We start from the raw sequence: 20,443 nt of genomic DNA, 5'->3' as shown, positions 1-20,443 counted from the left end.
TGTTACCGTTTGTCCCTCCAGAAACAAAAAGAGGGCGGGTTTTGTTGATCAGTTGTGGGTAAACCCGTTCAGTAAACGGCTAAACCCGCCCCTACAATTAACCGTCTCTAACCATCCAAATTAGAAATCCCAGAATATGATCAACTGGGGGTAACGGATAATCAGTTAGCGCAATTGTTACCGTTTGTCCCTCTAGCTTCAGAAACCGCCACTGTGTACCACTGGTTACACAGCCATACACCGTCGTAATCGAACGTTCCGCTGCCGCATTAAATCGCTGCGCCGCCACCATTTCCGCCACACATTGACCTAATCCCGTGCGAATATCTGCCTTCTTTGCTTCCGTTAATATTACCACTGGGGCTTGAATAAAAAGTTGCTCAACCGAACGAGACAAAATAAAATCACACACCCCATTTAAACCGACCGAGGGATCGACATCAAATTCTTCTCCTGAAAACAAGCTAACTTGAGAAGATAAAAGGCGTTTTACTTCCCAGAGAATTGGGTAAATAATACCCTCAGACCGTGCCTTTTCACTCCCTGTGGCGGTTAAAGGTAGACTCGTTTCTAGGAATTCCGTTAATATGGGTGACGGTGTAACCGGAGTCACCTCCGGCAGAAATTGCGGAACCTCAACCAAGACGAGATTAAAGTCTGCTACGGCTTGAGCAAGGGTAAACTGGCTGTAGGACATAGGTTATCCATTTGTCATATAACGTTTGGTTGAAGACTTACACTTTGCTAATTATCAAAAAAATTACCATACAAATTAATAATATCATGTCCGGTTAAATACCCATAATTAGGGTGAGGAGGTGATCTGACTTTTCACGCCATTTAGAAAAATCGACACATGGGGGAGAATTCAAAGCCTCTCCAAATAAAAAAATATATTCCGCTTCCCTCTCCTTGTAGGAGAGGGCTAGGGAGAGGTTCGGAGAGAGGTTTGGAGAGAGGTTTTCCAGATTTTAAGGCGGTGTAACAAGGTGAAAGTTAATGGAATTTATTTCTACTCTTCATTCAAATCTAGCGGGATCTCAATTACAAATTCTGTTCCTTTTCCCAGTTGACTATTTATCTGTAACTGACCTTTATGCTTTTCGACAATAATCTGATAACTAATCGCCAACCCTAAACCTGTTCCTGAACCCACAGGCTTGGTCGTAAAAAAGGGATCAAAGATTTGGCGTTTGACCTCATCATTCATCCCTGAACCATTATCGGCAATTTTAATAACCAAATTGGCATTGTCTTTAATTTCCGTACAAATCCAAATCGTTGGCGGATTCGATTCAAACCCATTGTTTCCTGTTCTCCATTTCTCTTTCTCCTGATCAATGGCTTCAATGGCATTGGTGATAATATATGTAAACACTTGGTTAAGCTGACCACCATAACAGCCAACTTTAGGCAGATCGCTATACTCTTTAATCACTCGAATAGCGGGTCGGTCTGACTGAGATTTAAGACAGTGCTGTAACAAAAATAGTGTATTATTAATTCCTTGATGAATATCCGTTAATTTAAAATCTGATTCATCTAAATGGGAAAAACTCCGCAACAACAGAATAATCTGACATATTCGTTCTGCTCCCACTTGCATTGAGCTGAGAATTTTGGGTAAATCTGACTGCAAAAAATCCAAGTCAATGGCTTCGGTTTCTGCAACAATTTCGGGGCTAGGATTGTTGTAGGTACGTTGATAAGAATAAAGCAAATTTAAGAGTTCTTCCAGATAAGTTTTTGTAATCGAGGCATTACTGTAGATAAAATTCAACGGATTATTAATCTCATGGGCGATTCCGGCAACCATCCGACCCAAACTTGACATTTTTTCGGATTGAATAAGTTGAAGTTGGGTTTGTTGTAATTTCTTTAATGCCTGCTCAAGTTCTAAGGATCGTTGCCGTTCTTTCTCTTGTGACTGTAATAGTTTGTGATTTTGGTCAATGAGTCGCTTTTGTAGATTTCTCAAGGCAAGATGGGTTTGAACACGACATAATACTTCTTCGGGTTGCAGGGGTTTAGTTATATAATCAACCGCACCAATTTTAAAGCCTTGGACTTTATCGACGGTATCAGAAAGTGCGGTCATAAAAATTACGGGAATATCTTGAGTCGATGGATCTGTTTTGAGGCGTTTACAGGTTGTAAATCCATCCACTCCCGGCATCATTACATCTAACAAAATCAGATCCGGCTGGGCATATTGCACTTGTTCAATCGCACTTTCTCCATCTAAGGCGACTAATACTTTGAAGTCAGATTGAGTTAAATACTCAAAGAGAAACCCTAAATTAGTGGGGTTATCATCGACAATCAACAGTTTACTTTTATCCGGAACTTGAAGGGTCATAATAAATGATAACTGATGAAGCAAGCAACTAACCAAGACATATAGTGATTAATAGGGTAATGGTTTGGCTATAACGATGTAATCAAGAATTCCCGAATACAATGAACCATGAACCATAAACTATTAACCATCACCAAGATGATCTTGAATCAGTTCCCGCAGTTGTTTCAATCGAAACCCTCTCGCTAACTGACAAATTTGGCTTGTCAAGGGTTCAAATTGCGAATTGTTTTGGGCTAGAGATTCAGCGCGTTCGATAATGCCTTGGATATCCCCCATTTTAACTAAATCAGCTAATGCTGTAATTTCTGATGCGGGTAGGGAAATAATCGGTGTCTGCTTCAGGTTAGCCGCCTGAGTGGGGGAGAGAGATTGGGGTAGGGAATAAATCCATTCTAGGTTTAAATGGAGTGCGATCGCGTCGAGAAGTTGCTGGGTTTCCACAGGCTTGGCGAGAAAACCCCGACACCCGGCGGCGAGACTCTCCTGCTGAATCTCAGGGTAGACACTTGCAGAAAGCGCGATCGCGACGATATCTTTATCCTGGAGTTGAGGTAACTCTAGCATTCGGCGTGTGGTTTCCAATCCATCCATCCCTGGCATCACTAAGTCGATTAAAATTAGATCAGGGTACAACTCGACAACCTTCTGCAAACAATCTTGCCCATCAACCGCCTCTATTATTTCAAACCCTAAAGGCTTTAGCATCGCCCGCAATAGAGTACGATTCACTCTATTATCATCTACAATCATTAATTTGCGTTTGTCCCCTTTGAAGCCTGTAATCCGGCGTTTGGCAGAAGGATTCGGTTCGTGCCATCCTGAGACTAAGGGGAAATTAATATCAAACCAGAATGTACTGCCGTTACCGGGAGTACTCTTAACTTTAATTTCACTCCCCATCAGTTGAATTAATTTCTGGCTAATCGCTAATCCCAGTCCCGTTCCTTCAGTCGCATGGCTATGATCACTGACTTGATGGAAGGGTAAAAAGATTTTGGTTAATTGACTCAAATCAATACCCACACCTGTATCTTTAATTTGAAAACGAATTGTTTTACAGTGTTGAGTATTGAGTGTAGAGACGTGCCATGGCGCGTCGGTAGGGGCGGGTTTCACTTCTATCGTTTCGTGACTCGCCCGGATGTGACTAAACCCGCCCTGACTGAGTGTTAACGCTTCGCTTTGCTCATGGTAAATCTGGTTGGTACAAGCCGATTTTACATCAAAGCGGTTGACAACACTCACCGTAAATGTTACCTCACCCCCATCCGTAAACTTAATCGCATTACTGAGTAAATTACACAGAACCTGTCGCAGTCGTTTGTTATCTGCCATCACCCCATTAGGAAGTGGCGAAAGCACTTGATAGGTAAAGATAATATCTTTTTGTTGGGCACGTAACTGAAACAAATCAGCCAGACTATGGAGAAAGTTCGGCAAGTGAAACTCTGTGGGATAGAGTTCCATCTTTTGCGCTTCAATCTTAGCTAAGTCGAGAATGTCATTAATTAACGTGAGCAGGTGTTCACCACATTGGTGAATAATGTTCAAATTATGGTGCTGTGGGTTGGTTAACGTTGTATCTTGTTTGAGCAGTTGAGCATACCCTAAAATACCATTCAGCGGCGTGCGGAGTTCATGACTCATATTGGTCAAGAATTCGCTTTTGGCACGGTTGGCAATTTCGCTGCGTGTAGCTTCTCGAACTGCCACTTCTTTCGCTTGCTGGAGGGCTTCTTCAGCTTGTTTACGTTCGGTAATATCTAAATAGGCAACAACCACACCCGAATCGCGTAACGGAATCGGTGAAGCGGTGGCACTAATCCAGGTCGTTGTTCCATCGAGCTTAACGATACCTGATTCATGGTTTTTGATCACTTGGTTTTGAGTTAAGGCTTTGACATTGGCAAATTCTGATCGGGGCATTACTGTACCATCGGGTCGAATAACTGTTAATTGAGGTGTAACACATTTACGGTTAATTCGGTCAGAAACGGATAGTCCCAAAATTTTCTCACTCGCAGCATTTGCTTCAATCAGATTCCCCTGTTTATCAGTAATTGAAATCCCAATGGGTAAGATTTGGAACAAGGTTTTATATTTTTGTTGACTTTCCCGTAACGCCTTTTCCATACGCTTGCGATCGCTAACGTCAATGTAGGCAATGGCAACGCCATAATCAGCGAGAGGAATGGGGGCGGCTGTGACGCTAACCCAAGTGATTTTATCCTTGGCTTTGACAATTCCCATTTCCATATTTTCAATGACTTTATTTTCGGTTAAAGCGCGAACACTGGCAAATTCAGAGGCTGGCATAGGAGTACCATCGAGTCGAATAATTTGCCAATTGGGAGCATCATAAGTGCGACTGGTGTGTTCTTGACGGGATAGTCCTAAAATTTCCTCACTGGCTTCATTGGCTTCAATAATATTTCCCCCTTGATCAGTAATGGAAATACCAATCGGAAAGATTTGAAACAGGGTTTTATATTTCTGCTGACTTTCCCGCAATACCTCTTCCATTTGCTTGCGATCATTGATATCCTCACAAACGATAGCGATATATCGGGGTGAACTCTCTTCATCTTTAATCATCGATACCGTGATCCGACCCCAAACACAAGCACCATCTTGGCGCAGATAGCGTTTATCAATGGTGTAGTTTTTCCGTTTACCTTGTACGATTGAATTAAATAAATCAGCATCCAGAGACAAGTCTTCTGGATGAGTCAACCGAGAAAAATGTATTCCAACAATTTTATCAGGAGAGTAACCTAAAAACCGACAATTGGCTTCGTTAGCTGTCAGAATATACCCCTCTAGATTCAGCAGGGTAATTCCCACCGAGACATTCTCAAAAATAGAACGGAATTGTTCTTCACTCTCTCGTAACGTTTTTTCAGCCTGTTGGCGATCGCGAATTTCTCGTTTGAGTTCTTCGTTGGCTTGCTGTAAGGCTTCGGTGCGTTCTTTTACCCGTTGTTCTAGTTCAGCATTTAAGCTTAATATTTTGGTTTCAGCTAATTTTATTGTGGTAATATCGGTAGCGACACCTAAAATTTGTTGGGGTTTGCCATCGGGAGTTTTGGCAAACACTGTATCTCGGCTATAAAGCCAGCACCATTCCCCATTGGCACGACGCATTCGGTATTCAGTTTCGATAATTTCGCGATCGGAAGCTGTCGCCAAGCGTTCCATTCGTGCCGACAATTTGGCTAAATCGTCCGGGTGCATCAGTTGAGGAAACAGGGTGTCTCCCATGGCTTGTACTGTTTCCGGAGAATATCCCAAAATATCAGTAATGGTGCGATTATTATAGATATTACGCTGTTCGATCAGATCGTAAATATAAACAATAGCGGAAATAGATTGACTGATTTGTTCAATCACATGCTGGGATTGCCGCAATGCCTTTTCCGCTTGCTGATGTTCAGTTACATCTCGCAACACTAATAGATGATGATCCGGCAACATATTGGCGGTACCTTCTAACTCTACGTCGCGTTGAGTTCCATCGGCACGCCATAGACAAAAGTTATGGGTGATTCGCCCTTGTTCGAGAAAGCGACGCCAGTGGTGAATAGTAATCGGTGTCGTCTCCAATAGCGTGCGATGCAGCAGTTGAGCCTGAGACAATTTAAATAAGATACTCGCCGCCCGATTGACTCGGAGTAATTGTCCCTGACTATCCGCAATCACCATAGCATCCAGGGAGTCATTGAAGATGGCTAGAAACGCACAAGCCTCAGAATCCCCTTTTTGTTCCTGAAACGGGCATGGCGTCGGGTTGGCGGGTTGGCTTTGACTGGGGTTGCTAGCAGAGTAATGGATAACCATACTGTATTCTTGCGATCGCGTGCGTGAGGTTTGCCCAAACCCGGTATTCCGCCATTGATGCGACAGATCCTGGGTTGGGGCATACTCCTATCTACAGTGCGATCGTCATCGAATCCCTATTTTGACGCCCCAGTTTGACACGGTGACGCCTGATCCGCCTGATTGCATACCACAAAAATAAGTTGAATAGCTTTTATTTAATACTTTTTTAATAGTCTTGTCCGATTCGCTACAGTCAGGAAACTCTAAATTTTTGAAACAGATGTTTATCCTCAGAATTTCCTCAGATTTCGGTTTTAGTCTAGAGATATAGCAGAGTTGTCGTAGATTGTATCACACTCTACAGTCTCGTCAAACCACGCCAATAACGGTATCGTACCGGAATTGAATTGAACTCTACTGCAAATAGGAAGGAAAAAGATGTTTAGTCATACTTGTCTTTGTTGCTCACACACCTTACTCAGGCACATTCGCTCTCACCAAGTCTACTGGTTCTGCCCCCATTGTTACCAAGCCATGCCTGAATCAATTGAACCCTACTCACGGCTGAATGCATCCCAGCTTTTCGAGCTTTCTGTTGTAAAATCTTATAAAGTTGGTAATAGCCAACGCAAACAAGTGACCCAAGTCCCTCAAACATGCCATATCGCCTAGAGGCTAGAGTCGTCATTAATTAAATCCCTTTGTAAACTCATTAAACATTAAACATACGGCATCAAAAATTATTCTGCTTAGGCGAAACTATTATCCCCGATTTAAAAGAATTTTTTAATTATCGCCTAAGTAAGGCTCAAATCCTTACTGTTCCCTATTCCCTGTTCCCTATTCCCTATTCCCCAAGTACAGAAAAGCCAGTTATGATAGTATCTTGAAATAAGCTCAACTCTTATTTCATCAGGGGAATAGATAAATAATGCCAGATAGTCAGCGATGGGGTGAGGTATCCGCTTTAGTTTCAGGAACTTGCCCTGATTTTTCCGTCGTCCTCCCCCTCTATAATGAAGAAAAAAGTATTGCTGCTACACTGGAACACTTGCAGACAATTCTCAAATCTGTGTCGTGCAACTCGGAAATTATTGTAGTCGATGATGGTTCGACGGATCACACGGGTCAAATTTTACAACAGTATCCAACTATTCAAGTGATCCGCCATGGAATCAATCGAGGATATGGTGCAGCGCTAAAGACGGGAATTCGATATGCCAAATACTCGATTATCGCGATTACAGACGGCGATGGAACTTATCCAAATGAACGCCTTCCCGACTTAGTGAAACTGGCAATTCAAGCCGATATGGTAGTTGGGGCGCGGATTGGGGCTAATGTTCGCTATTCCCGAATTCGTAAGATTCCCAAGTGGTTTCTTGTCCACTTCGCCCAGTGGGTGACGAAGTATCGCATTCCTGATTTGAATAGTGGAATGCGGGTGTTTCGCAAAAATGTGGTGGAACGATTCTTGACTATTCTCCCGGATACTTTCAGTTTTACCACCACGATTACAATTGCCATGCTCACGAATAATTATATCGTCCATTACGAACCGATTGATTACTATCATCGAGTGGGCAAAAGTAAAATTAAGCCAATCCGTGATACCTTAGGATTTATTCAGTTAATTCTCCGCATGGGCGTCTATTTTGCACCAATGCGAATCTTTTTTCCTGTGGCTAGTTTATTCTTTGTCGGCTTTTTAATTTCCCTGTTTCAAGATGTCTTTATTCGGCAGGATTTAACTGAATCGACTCTGATTCTTTTTGTCGCAGCTACCCAAATCGGTATGTTTGCGCTTTTGGCAGATATGATTGACAAACGTAGTAATCGGATCTAATACTAAATTCGGGTCACTTACCAAGGACAAATGACAAATGACCGTTTACGTTAAACTGTGTTGACTTACTGACTACTCTTTTTATAAATTTTGATTTCTGGATTAATTTTATCGAAATTGGAGTAAACGTACATGCGATTGATATGTCGATAGCCTAATTCTTTATGATTGAGTAAATCCCATTGGGGGTCAGCTTTATACTGAAACACTAAATCGTAGCCAAGTTCTTCTGTTTCTAGTTTAGAGAAAAATTCATACCTAGGTGTACCAGCTTCAAAGCGACGACTATCGTAGGCACTCGTGCCAATAATATAATCTGGATTTTTCTGCTTGAGAGTTTCCAGAGTCGGGCGCTTGAGACTTTCAGAACTAAATTTTTCTAATCGGGGTAAATATTTAGCATCACCAGCTCCTACAATAAAATCGTTGGGTGTAACGGTTTTTGTCATCCATTGTTCAACCTGGTATCGCGAATCATGGGTCATCAATACATTAACGGATGTGACATAAAAAAAGGTATAAATAAATACAGCGATAAGGGATAAAGCTTTAACGCGAACTAGCTGGGCAGAGGGGTTGAGGAAATCCCCGATTAGCTTACCGCCAAAAAACGCCAAAATGAGACAGACGGGAAACAGATAACGCAGGGCGTTATACATGACAATGCTGACAAAAAATAAATAATACGAGACAATCGGAATCAGTAAACAGAGGAGATAATAGTGTTTTCGTTGCCAAACAGCCTTGAGCAAACCCAGCATACAAATTCCGTATAAAAGCCAGCCAAAAGACACTCTGATATGCCTAAAGCTTTGCCCAAACATGGTCAGGTGTCCCCCCAGGCTGCGCTCAAATCGAGGACTGATGGTAGCGCCCCCTGATGTAATATCATTGACATGAGCAAAGAAGCCATTTAAGTTAAATATAACGTTGTGGATAGCGAGAAATAGGGCAAGTCCTACGCCTAAGGAAATAACAATTTTTCGGTCTTTCAGCGCTGTCTTCAGGGTGACGGATGAATCACGTTGTTGCAAATACCGATAGTGCTGCCATACAATAAAGCCAGAGGTTAGGATATAGAAGGCATAAGCTTGGTCTTTCGTGGCAACCGCGATCGCGGCTGTCGCTGCAAATAATAGATAATCCCTAGTTTGTTGCTCTTTTAAGATGCGGATATAAAAGAATAACGATAACATGAACCAGAATAAATAGGGAATATCAAGGTTAATGGTTTTAGCATAATAAATAAAGGGCAAATTCAAGCTGGCGATGACGGTAGCAAAGAATGCTGATTGTTGATCATAGAGTTCTTGTCCAATTTTATATACAATCCCTAAAATACCGGCTGCCATAATCAAACTGAGGACTCTGCCGATATAAAATAAAAGGGTATAGGTGGGTAAAGTGTAGACATTTACCACACCCAATTGATGTAAAAACAAGACAGGGGAATAGAAAAGCGTAAGCAGGTAAAAATGAAACGGTGGATACTTATAATGCCATCCATTGGCAAATCCCTGTTCAACGGCTTCCAACACTCGTATCGGCGTAAGTTCGTCCGCCGCCCACCCGTTAAAACTGGGTAATCCCCAGTTTATTCCCCAAAGGTTAATCAATAGACTAAAAATAACTAAGCTGCAAAAGGCTCTGTTTATAAACGTTGTTGATGTTACAGCAGTCTTCAATTGATTCTCCTCTAATCTGTGTCCAATATTACGGCAAATCAAACTAACAATTTAGCACGGTAACTACGGAAGATTCAGACATTTTGCGTCTAATACTATAAATCGTTGGGTTTGAAAGATAGAGCATTTTGAAATTAAGGGGGGAATGGCTAAGGGTGTTCCTTGTTCTATTCTGAGGCTGGCTTCTGTGGCGATAGGTTGAAATTGTTGTATCCATTTGCTGTGGGTGATGTAGTCGAGGGTGAAGGCGGATTGGTCGATGAGCCAAAAGTCTATATTATAGTGTTGAATGAATGTTTTGATCTCGTTGGCGTCAGGGCTGTATTGAGCGTGAATTAAGTCAATGGCGCGTTGGCGCAAGGGGAGGTAATAGCCGAGATGATAGGGGATGGCGTATTCCCAACTGACTAAAATTGAACGGTGGGTAAAGGTGGGGAGGTTATCGGTTTCTCTGGATAGGGAGGCGATAAGGCTGTCTTTGGGTTGATGGGTGAAAAATTGGTAGAGTTCAGGTGCGGTTCCGATTTCGTAGGCGGTTTTGGGGAAGTCTGTGACGAGGAGGGGATAAAATATAAGAATTCCGGCGAGAATTGTGGCGAAGCCGATGGCGAGGTATTTTGTTTTCTGGAATAGTCCATGACCTAAAATGGTTAGGGCAATTCCTGTGGCGATGGGGAGTAGGAGTCGTAAGGTGTGTTCAGTGTAACGACTGGGTAAATGGAGGTGGAAGAGGAGTAAATGGGCGGTAAAAAATAGAGTCAAGGAGGTGATGAGAATTTGGGGGAGGAGGATGATTGAGGGGTGAATCTGTCGGGTTAGGGGGAAGTGTTGGGGAATTTTTCCTAAAAAGGGTAAGAAGAGGGCGGCGTATAGTAAGATAGGAAGGGATTGGCGTCGAGGGAGAAGACCACTGCGATCGCCATTTAACCAGAAATCCCAGAAATTATCGGTAAAAAAGCTGGCTCGCCCCCCCGCCCAGAATTCTGGCATTTGCTTGGCTTGAGTAGCGGTAATAATTGGCTCAAACTCAGATGTGGTGATGGCGTAGGGTAACATCACCAAAAATGCCACGACTAAACCCGCCGCGCAGAAATAATAATCCTTCCTTTCCGGCGACAGTTGTAATTTTCCCTTTTGCCATTTCCCCAACTGGAGAATTAATACTCCACTGGAGATGAGGACACTTTGGGGATAGAACCATCCTTGCAGCGCGATCGCACCTAAACTGGGAATTAGCGATCGCCTGATTAGATAATACCAGAATCCCAGGAGTAATGGATAAACAAATGCTCTGGGTGTGGCGGAAACTAAATCATCCCGCATCCACAGGGTTTGATTGACGAGGAGGGAGCTGATAAATCCGGCGATGGGGATGGGGAGGAGTTGTCGGGTGAGCGCAAAGGCGTAAATTGTGGTGATTAGGGTGAGGAGTAGGGGGAGGAGTTTACTCAGGGTTAGGGGTTCGATTCCTAGGTTGGCGATGAGTTGGTAGAGGGTTGTGTAGCCGACAGGAGCGACGGTTTGGAAATAATCGGCAATGGTATCATTGGGGAATAATTGGGGATCTATATATCGCTGCATCCAAAAGACGTGTTGTCTGGCGTCATCTTGGACAATATAAGGGGAATTGAAGGCTTTTTGTAGGGCTAAAAGGCTATAACTGGTGGCAATGATCAGGTTGAGGGATAACCAGAAAATTACCAGGGGTTGGGATTGATGGGTGATGAGGGAGAGTTGGGGTTTTTGGGGGGGATTTTTGGGCATAGAGAGACGGGTTTTTGAATGGTTGGTAGAGGGGAAGAGGAGATTTTTTTCAACGCAGAGGTTCGCAGAGGGAAAGCGCAGAGGTTCGCAGAGGGAAAGCGCAGAGGTAGTATTGGGAGAAGGGGTTTATTGGGGGTTCAAGGAAGGTAATAATCTGAAAATATATATGATAATTTCTGTCTCTCCCTCATCACCCCACAACTCCCAACAGCATACCCTAATTAGAGGACAGGATTTGCCAAAGCCATCCTAACGGATATACAGGTTTTATTGGATAGGGGGATTGCTGTTCGAGTTCAGCCCGTAAGTCATTGGTGGGTTGAAATAAAAATACATCGCTAAATTGATTGAGATTGTCGGGAAGTGGGGGGGCTTCGATTACTATTAATTGGATTTCTGGGTTGAGCCAATAACTCAGCGATGTGGTTCTCACGATACTGCTACTGATGACTAAGGGGGTGGGAGATTGATTGATAATGCGAGCGACTTGTGGATCATAGTAATTGGTGTATTTGTTCCACCAAGTTTCGGATTGAGAACTTACCGCACTGGATAAAATGCCTAGGGAGATTAATATGACGGTTGCTACTTGCCACAGTTTCTGTTGTCGTGTTTGGGCAAAACTGGGGGTTATTTTGACACTGAGTAAGTAAGCTACTGCTAATTGAATCCCTAAAAAACTAGGGATGAGGTAACGGGCAATCGTCGAACGTTGTCCCCGCCCCAGTAAATCGGGTAAGGCTAAAGGAAGTGCTGTAACACTGATTAAAATTAGGACAAATAACCAAACCCGTTTCGGTGTGGTGCGAATCAGAAAATAGATGGCGTAGGCTACTAGGAGTAGAATGGGGATGACAAGATAGGTTAATGGATAGTTCAGCCCAAATAGTCCATTATCCATACCATAGCGAATATCGAATAGTTGCTTATCGTAGCTAATTTGCGGATCAAAAAATACGGCGGCTAGATTAAACATCCAGCGTTTGAAGAGAATCCATAGTGGGATATCTTTTGATGTCCAACCTGTGGCTCGAACTTCGCGAATTAAGACGAACCAGGGTAAGAATATGACTATTGCTCCGGTTAAGGCGAACAGATATGCCTTGAACTGTTGAGTTAACCGCCAGCGATTCAGGGTTGCGACGTAGATGGCTTGAGCGATTAACACCAGGAATGAGAGTAAATGGGAATAGAGGGCGAGTGACAGGGTTACGGCATAAATCCCCCAATTTACTGGCGTTTTCATTCGCATGGCTCGGAGTAAAGCGGCACAGGATAGTAATATAGTTACTGTCCACAAACTATATTGCCGTGCTTCTTGGGCGTAGAGGATATGAACCGGAGAAACGGCAATCAGGGCAACGGCAATCCATCCGGTTATCGGAGATTCAAATAACTCCTGACATAGCCAATATAGGGCGGGAAATACCAATAGACTGATGAGGGCGGATAAGCTGCGTGTGACAGAGGGAGTATTGCCAAACCAGCGCACCCAGAAATGAGCTATTAGATAATATAACGGTGGATGCTCGGATTTATTGACCAATGCCTTCATCGTATCGCTTAAGCCATTTTGGGGGCGAGGTTGCAGATAATCCTGTAAGGCTTTAACTTGAATTATGCCACCATTGAAGTTATCCTGAGTATACTCTTGAATCGTATGTCCGGAGATGCGAACCGAGGTATAAATTTCATCCGTCCAATAGACCTTTTTCCCGATGTTGGCGAAGCGGAAAAATAAACCTAAGATGATTATTATTGCCACACAAGCTATTATTAGCTGATGACGAATTTCTTTCATATTCTCACCCTAACTTCCTGCCGCTGCCCTAGAAGAGCGGGTTTAAGGCATCCCGGCTTTCTTTATTCAGCAACCCCCATAATACATTGCGCGTCTAGAACCATCAAAGCATCCGTCTCGAATACAGTACACGGTTGTGTAACCTGAGACAAGGCGGGATTGATGCCTGCGTGCAACTGGGTAATCGCGGCTTTCGCTGGGGGATACTGCATCAACCAATTACTCCCGGCAATATAGTCGGGTGTAAACGCGGCACGATGCACTAAAAAAAAGGTAACGCCATAGCGTTGAATAAACTGGTGTACCTGAGATAAGTCTGGAGTATACTGAGCCTGAATCAAATCAATCGCCCGTTGACGAATCTGATTATAGTACCCAACATGATAGGGAATCGCATACATCTCACTGACTAAAACAGGCTGCTGGGAAAACGTCGGTAAATTATTGGCTTCTTCATCAAGGGAAGCAATCAGACTCGGCTGCGGTTGTTGAGCTAAAAATTCATATAAACTAGGATATTGACCTTGTTTATATCGGGTAAACGGGAAACTCACAAAACAGGGATAGAAAATAAGTATCATCCCCAAAACTGCCGTAACTGCCCAGGCGAAGTATCGTCTAAACGGGTGAGAGGTAAACCTTGCCCAATAAACCAATGCATCTACAACTACCACAAACGCGATCGCACTCGCCAATGCCATCACGATTCGCAGGCTATGGGTAGTATACCGAATCGGCAGATGTAGCCTAAACAAGAAAACATGGGCGAGAATAAACGTCACACCCGCCGTTATCACCATCTCAGGTAAAATCGCCACACCCCTCGTCACCTGTTTCACCAACCGGAAGCGGGAAGGATAGCGCCACAGCACCGGAAGTAGTAACCCCAGATACAGTAATGGTGGTAAAGACAATCCGCCCAAAAAACTACTACGCTTACCAAACAGCCAAAACTCCCAAGGATTCTCGTCAAAAAAAGGGGTTCTCCCCTCAGGCATAAACTCCGGTAACCCTCTCGCCACAGACGCCGCGATCGCAGGACCAAATTCACTAGACTGTAAAGCGTAGGGTAGCAATACCAGAATCGCCACCGCCAATCCCAACCCACCCAACCAATAATCCCGGCGATTCCCCGAAAGCCGCCATCGCCCCCCTTGCCAGTCTCCCATCCGCAAAATCAGGATTCCCGCACAGATCAACACATACTGAGGATAGAATACCCCCAAAAGCGCGATCGCACCCAGACAAGGAAACAGTGAGCGCCGCAACACATAGTACAAAAACGCCAATACGATTGGATAAACAAACGCTCTCGGCGTACCCGAAACTAGAGTATAGGTTGTCCAAAGATTTTGATTCAGCAGTAGAGACGCCGTAAATCCAGCGATTGGCACAGGTAACAATTCCCAACCAATCCCAAAACAGTAACCCGTAGTAATCACCCCCAAAACAGTCGGCACCAGCTTATTAAATACCAGGGGATTAACCCCCAAACCTGCCATAATCTGGTAAAGTTTCGCATACCCAACTGGCGCAACCGACTGATGATAATCGGCAATTAAATCATCCGCAAATAGCCCTGGCTCTAAAAACCGTTGCATCCAGAATACATGCTGTCTGGCATCACTATCCACCAAATAGTCACCGCTAAACGCCGGCTGAAGTGCCAAAAAACTATAAACCACAGAAAACATCAAACTGAGACTCAACCAAACGATAATCTGAGAACGAGATATCTTATTTGTCATTTGTCCTTCGTCATTTGTCCTTCGTCAGGGTATAGAATTGGATTGATTTCCTGTAACCGACTTAATACAAGTATCAATTTTATTTAACATACCGCAAAAACCTCTGCGCCCCTCTGCGCTTCCCTCTGCGTTCCTCTGCGTTAAAAATAAAATCATGAGACAACAGACTAACCTAACAAATAACTAATCCCGCAAACAATCCGCCGACAAAACAACCAACCCCTTCCCCTCAAACACCCGACATCGTTCCATCCTCTCTACCAAAACCGGAACCCCTCCCCCTTCTAAACTCAACCTCGCCCTCGTTGCCGCCGCCTCATACTCTTGAATCCAACGATTACCCATCACATACTCCAGCGTAAACGCCCCCCGTTCAACTAACCATAAATCCACCCCATACCGCCGCATAAAATCTTGCACCACTCCCTCATCTAAACTATACTGAGCCTCAATCAAATCAACCGTCCGCTGATACATTTCATCGTAATAATCCAAATGATAAGGTAACGCATATCCCTCCCCGCCCACTAAAATCGAGCGCTGGGCAAACGTCGGTAAACTATTCGCTTCTTCCGTCAACGAAGCAATCAGCGTATCCTTTGGTTGTTGTTGCAGAAACTCATAAAGTTCTGGCACATCACCCACCGTGTAACGACGAATCGGAAACGGATAATCATTCGCTTGCAAAAGACTGGGATAAACCAAAAGAATAGCCGCCAATCCCCCCGTAAACCCAACCCCCAAAAGCGGTTTTCCTTTCGTTTGAGCCACCCGTAAACCTGTATCTAATAAAATAGTCAGCGCCAAAGCCGCCGCCAACGCCACCAAAATCCGCAAACTATGTTCTGTATAACGATTAGGAAGATGTAGCTTAAATAGAAACAAATGAGCGGCGGCAAACATACCCATCGATACCAGCAGCATCTGAGGTAACAGCCTAATCCCCCCACTCACCCGTTTAACCAAAGGAAATCGCGAGGGGTAATTCAACAGAAACGGCAACGAAAAACTAACCCAAACCTGTGGCGGTACTAAAAGAATCGAATACTTTGCCATCAACCGACACCATTCCCTTGGCAGCATACCACTGCGCTTACCACAAACCCAATAATTCCAGGGGTCATCATTAAAAAAACTTGACCATCCTTCCGCCGAAAAAGCCGATAACTTCCTCGCTTGTGTTACCGTAATTACAGAACCAAATTCTGACGGATTTAAATAGGGTAAGAGAACCAAAAAGGCGACTCCTAATCCCCAGCCACAGAACCAATAATCTGAGCGCACTGGAGATAAGCGAAACCGCCCTTGTTCCCACCGCCCTAGCTGAACAATCAATAATCCAGCCACAATAAAGACACACTGAGGATAAAATACCCCCAAAAGCGCGATCGCGACAAGCGTTGGCAGTAACAATCGGCGCAACCGATAATACATAAAAGCGAGAAACAGCGGATAGACAAAGGCGACAGGTGTAGCTGATACTAAATCATCTCTCATCCAGAGATTTTGATTCAACAGCAACGACGCGATAAATCCCGCCACGGGTACAGGCAAAAGTTGTAGAGTTATACCAAAACAATAGGCGGTAGCCACTAATCCCAACGTTGGCGGTAAAATCTGACTTAGAGCTATCGGATCAATCCCTACTGCGGCAAAGAATCGATAGAATGTAGCATATCCCCACGGTGCAACTGATTGAAAATAATCGGCAATCAAATCCCCAGGAAACACCTGTGAATCGAGAAACCGACGCATCCAAAAAATATGCTGCCGCGCATCATCCTGCACAATATAGTCATGACTCAACGCCTCTTGCAGTGCCGGATATGCATAAATAGCAGCAAAAGTCAAGCTCAAACTCAACCAAAACACCTGCTGAGTGCGAGAGACTTTGCCAGTAAGTAGGTGGGAAACATTAAAGTTAACGGCTCTTATCGTCATTCGTCATACTCGCTTCCGAAAAGAAGCAAACTACGTCTTATGTAAAAAAGTTTTCAAGGGCTGTAGGGGCGGGTTTCACTATTATCGTTTTTTTTCAGCCCTAATGTGACTAAACCCGCCCCAGCCAAGGTTTTAGTTTTTGACTATTCCCTGTTCCCGATTCCAAAGACCTAGCATAGAGAATATAACGCGAATTTTGATAAGCGATCGCAAAATCCAGAGGGTGAGTGGTACTTGTCAGCAGATAATCAGCGCCATACTTATTCATCACAGCCTGAGCTTGGTCAGTGGTTAAACTGTTATAACCAGCCCTAAGCGCCTGCTTCATCTTACTGAACGTGACTCTCTCACCCGGTTGGGGCCAAGGGTTGAGTGTACCACTCAAGTCAGTGAGACGTTCATACCAATCCAGTACTCCCACCTTAGTCGGGGGGATAAACTTAAATTTGGCGACAGTGGGGCGTTCTGCTACCCAAGTAAAGGGGGTAAGTTCTGCGGGGGGTGTAACAATCAGCGCATCATCAGGGGTGTTAGTGCGAATCCAATCACTGATAGCTTTACCTTCCGGCTCTATCCCCTGTTGTTCACTGGGAAACTCAGATAGTGCAACGAAAGCTTGGTGAAATTGTACAGCCTGAACAGTACAAGCCCCACTCAACAGGACAATACAAACAAATAACAAAATGGGTCGTGCTTTACCGATAAAGCTTTGCTCCAGAGCGCAAGCAAACAGCAGACAAGTAGTTAGGGGTAACATCACATCCCCCAGCCGAAATGGGTAATATTGTAAGAACGTACCCTGAGCATCAAACGGCGCGATCGCGAGTCCTAAGCCAAACGGTACCAAAGTCAGTAGTGTGAACTCCGCCAGCCCCATCCGCACCCCATGTTCCTCAGACTGTCGCTTGCGCCAAAGTATTCCCACACTCAGCGCCAACACCAGCAAGTAAACAGCAGGTTTTATCCACCATTCCGCCGACCAATAAAGGGGATTCAGGTGGTGAGGAGTACGGATAAACACATAAACATAGGACGGTTCAATAGCACCTGTGGGACTGTGTGTCAATAAATGTTCCAGAATCGTGTAAATCGATAGCGCACTGGCTATCAGATAAATAACGACAACGGAACCCAGATACTGGATATTTCTAAAATGGCGGCGGCGTCTGAGTAGCAACCATCCTCCTATCACCAGAGACGCCCAACCCCCAACAAAAATGTGGAATAATGTGGCTAGCCCTAACAAGAGTGCCATCACGCGATAGCGACCCGTTAACATTAACCCAATGGCGAACAGCAATAAACCGTAAGCCACAACTTTCGGCTCAACGCCTCCCACCAACCATTCACGGGCAACTATACCTTGATGGTCATCCACATACAGAAATAAGCCAACCGCCAACAGCAGCAACGGCAAACTCAACCCCAGTTTTCGACCCAGAAACACTAACCCGGAAGCCATCAGGGTGTAACACAGCAGCCGCCCGATTAAAGACGCGGCTAAAAACCCCCAAGCCGCCGCCATTGAGCCAAACAAAGCCAGGAAGGGGATACGATAGCCCGGAGGCTGATTGAGATACCAGTCTCCCGGAATCCAACTTGGGTCAGCATACTGTCTGGCAAAGGGTAAAATATTGACTTCATTACCGCCGCCCATATTGCCATCAAGCAGGAACCCCAAACTAAGGAATGCGGTGACGACCACAATTTGAACGCTGACTTGCTTCCAATGGGTTTGGACTTGATGAACCGGATTGGTTTGTATGGAATGGCTTGATATCATCTCGTTGGTCACTAGCGTGATACTTCCCCGAATTACACCATAATCGTTGCCAAGTATAGTAGTGTCAGTGTCTTGTGAATAGCTCTTCCCCAGAACCCGTTGATTTGTCGAGGCGGGTGCTTTGAAATTAACCAATCCCGAAGTTTACAAGAGGAATTAAAGTGTGGTCAATGTTTTAGTCACAGGTGCAGCCGGCTTTATCGGATACCACCTCAGTCAACGGTTACTTGCCCAGGGTGATACCGTGATTGGACTGGATAACCTAAATCCGTACTATGATGTCTCCCTCAAACAAGCTAGACTAGCGCAACTGGAGAACCAACCGGGGTTTCGCTTTTATAAACTCGACTTAGCCGATAGAGAGGGAATTGCCCAGTTATTTGCCCAAGACTCCTTTGAGTATGTCGTCCATCTGGCGGCGCAAGCGGGGGTTCGCTATTCCCTGAAAAATCCCCATGCTTATGTGGATAGTAATCTGGTGGGTTTTACTAATATCCTGGAAGGGTGTCGCCATTCTGACATCAAGCATCTGGTGTTTGCCTCATCCAGTTCGGTGTATGGCGCGAATACGAAAGTGCCATTTTCAGTACAGGATAATGTCGATTGTCCTGTTAGCCTCTATGCGGCTACCAAGAAAGCCAATGAATTAATGGCTCATGCCTATAGTCATCTGTATAATATCCCGACAACAGGCTTGCGCTTCTTTACGGTTTATGGGTCGTGGTATCGTCCCGATATGGCTTTATTTTTATTTACCAAAGCTATCCTGGCTGAACAGCCGATTAATGTTTTTAATTATGGTAGGATGCAACGGGATTTTACCTACGTTGATGATGTTGTCGAGGGGGTGGTGCGAGTCATGGGTAAGATTCCCCCGCCGGAAGCGTCAGGAAATGCTTCACCGGGTTCGAGAAGTTCTGCTCCTTACAAACTCTACAACATTGGCAATAATCAACCGATTGAACTCTTGCAACTCATCGAAACCCTAGAACAGTGTTTGGGCAAAACGGCGGTGAAAAATATGCTACCTATGCAACCGGGAGATGTGCCGATTACTTATGCGGATGTGGATGATTTAATCCAAGATGTGGGATTTAGACCGAATACGCCGATTGAAGTGGGTGTGGAACGATTTGTGCAGTGGTATCGGTCTTATTACAATATTTAGGGGCTGCTGAATAAGTGTTGTGGTGAGGGGAGGGAACACCTCGGCTTACCTCGACTCCGCTCGGTAACACGCTCGGTGTGTAACAGGGAACAGGGAACAGTTTCAACCCCCAGTAATCAGGAAGATTCTGCGATTAGCGAGAGCGCTTTGTTTTTATATCAAGTCCGTCTAAACAATGTTCCAGATGTAGACTGTTACGTCTGGAACAATCGGGGCGGGTTTAGCCGTATTTGGATGAGGGAATAAACGATAGTTGTCAAACCCGCCCCTACACAGACCTTACTTTTGGTCGGGATCTGGAAAACCTCTCTCCAAACCTCTCTCCTGCGAGGAGAGAGGCTTTGAATTCTCCCCCTTCCGTGCCAAAAAAGCGAAGCATCTGCTGGCTTCCCCCATGGAACAAAAAGCGAAGCATCCTTTGGTCTCCCCCTTTTGAAGGGGGACGGAAGGGGGATCTATAAGGGGGACGGAAGGGGGATCTATAAGGGGGACGGAAGGGGGATCTATAAGGGGGACGGAAGGGGGA

At 44.6% G+C, this 20,443-nt stretch carries 11 protein-coding genes; 2 read left to right on the top strand and 9 right to left on the bottom strand.

Translation table 11 applies throughout. From position 1 onward, the window contains the following. Positions 1–97: 97 nt before the first annotated feature. The 3 genes from RIB93_RS09420 to RIB93_RS09410 all read right to left on the bottom strand — a co-directional run bounded on the left by RIB93_RS09420 (position 98) and on the right by RIB93_RS09410 (position 6,199). On the bottom strand, positions 98–697 hold the full coding sequence (locus tag RIB93_RS09420; RefSeq protein WP_446372502.1) for a hypothetical protein: 600 nt from the start codon (positions 695–697) through the stop codon (positions 98–100). A gap of 315 nt (positions 698–1,012) precedes the next feature. Next, the gene (locus RIB93_RS09415) at positions 1,013–2,359 is read right to left on the bottom strand and encodes a hybrid sensor histidine kinase/response regulator (protein ID WP_446372500.1); all 1,347 of its coding nucleotides are present in this window, start codon (positions 2,357–2,359) and stop codon (positions 1,013–1,015) included. A 123-nt stretch (positions 2,360–2,482) separates the two neighbouring features. Next, positions 2,483–6,199, bottom strand: a complete 3,717-nt coding sequence (locus tag RIB93_RS09410) for a PAS domain S-box protein (protein WP_446372498.1) — start codon at positions 6,197–6,199, stop codon at positions 2,483–2,485. Positions 6,200–7,112: 913 nt separating this feature from the next. On the opposite strand from RIB93_RS09410, the gene RIB93_RS09405 reads away from it, so the two are divergent. After that, positions 7,113–8,027, top strand: coding sequence for a glycosyltransferase family 2 protein (locus tag RIB93_RS09405; RefSeq protein ID WP_446372496.1), 915 nt, complete (start codon positions 7,113–7,115; stop codon positions 8,025–8,027). Positions 8,028–8,092: 65 nt separating this feature from the next. On the opposite strand, the gene RIB93_RS09400 is transcribed toward RIB93_RS09405, so the two are convergent. The 6 genes from RIB93_RS09400 to RIB93_RS09375 all read right to left on the bottom strand — a co-directional run bounded on the left by RIB93_RS09400 (position 8,093) and on the right by RIB93_RS09375 (position 18,749). Beyond that, a complete protein-coding gene (locus tag RIB93_RS09400; RefSeq protein ID WP_446372494.1) occupies positions 8,093–9,712 on the bottom strand; it encodes an ArnT family glycosyltransferase in 1,620 nt (539 codons plus the stop codon). A 63-nt stretch (positions 9,713–9,775) separates the two neighbouring features. Further along, positions 9,776–11,476 carry a hypothetical protein gene (locus RIB93_RS09395; RefSeq protein WP_446372492.1) on the bottom strand — a complete coding sequence of 567 codons (1,701 nt, stop codon included), beginning with the start codon at positions 11,474–11,476 and terminating at the stop codon, positions 9,776–9,778. 217 nt (positions 11,477–11,693) lie between these two features. After that, the gene (locus RIB93_RS09390) at positions 11,694–13,277 is read right to left on the bottom strand and encodes a glycosyltransferase family 39 protein (RefSeq protein ID WP_446372490.1); all 1,584 of its coding nucleotides are present in this window, start codon (positions 13,275–13,277) and stop codon (positions 11,694–11,696) included. 62 nt (positions 13,278–13,339) lie between these two features. Next, positions 13,340–15,025, bottom strand: a complete 1,686-nt coding sequence (locus RIB93_RS09385) for a hypothetical protein (RefSeq protein WP_446372488.1) — start codon at positions 15,023–15,025, stop codon at positions 13,340–13,342. Positions 15,026–15,208: 183 nt separating this feature from the next. Beyond that, the gene (locus tag RIB93_RS09380) at positions 15,209–16,966 is read right to left on the bottom strand and encodes a hypothetical protein (RefSeq protein WP_446372486.1); all 1,758 of its coding nucleotides are present in this window, start codon (positions 16,964–16,966) and stop codon (positions 15,209–15,211) included. Positions 16,967–17,075: 109 nt separating this feature from the next. Then, entirely contained in the window at positions 17,076–18,749 is a 1,674-nt protein-coding gene (locus RIB93_RS09375; RefSeq protein WP_446372484.1) for a DUF6798 domain-containing protein, read from the bottom strand. Positions 18,750–18,912: 163 nt separating this feature from the next. Here RIB93_RS09375 and RIB93_RS09370 point away from each other — a divergent pair, with 163 nt between their 5' ends. Further along, on the top strand, positions 18,913–19,917 hold the full coding sequence (locus tag RIB93_RS09370) for an NAD-dependent epimerase (protein ID WP_446372482.1): 1,005 nt from the start codon (positions 18,913–18,915) through the stop codon (positions 19,915–19,917). Positions 19,918–20,443 lie beyond the last annotated feature (526 nt).

It is taken from the genome of Coleofasciculus sp. D1-CHI-01 (assembly GCF_040218875.1).
Lineage (GTDB): Bacteria > Cyanobacteriota > Cyanobacteriia > Cyanobacteriales > Coleofasciculaceae > Coleofasciculus.
This window is presented reverse-complemented; position numbering and strand designations above follow the sequence as displayed.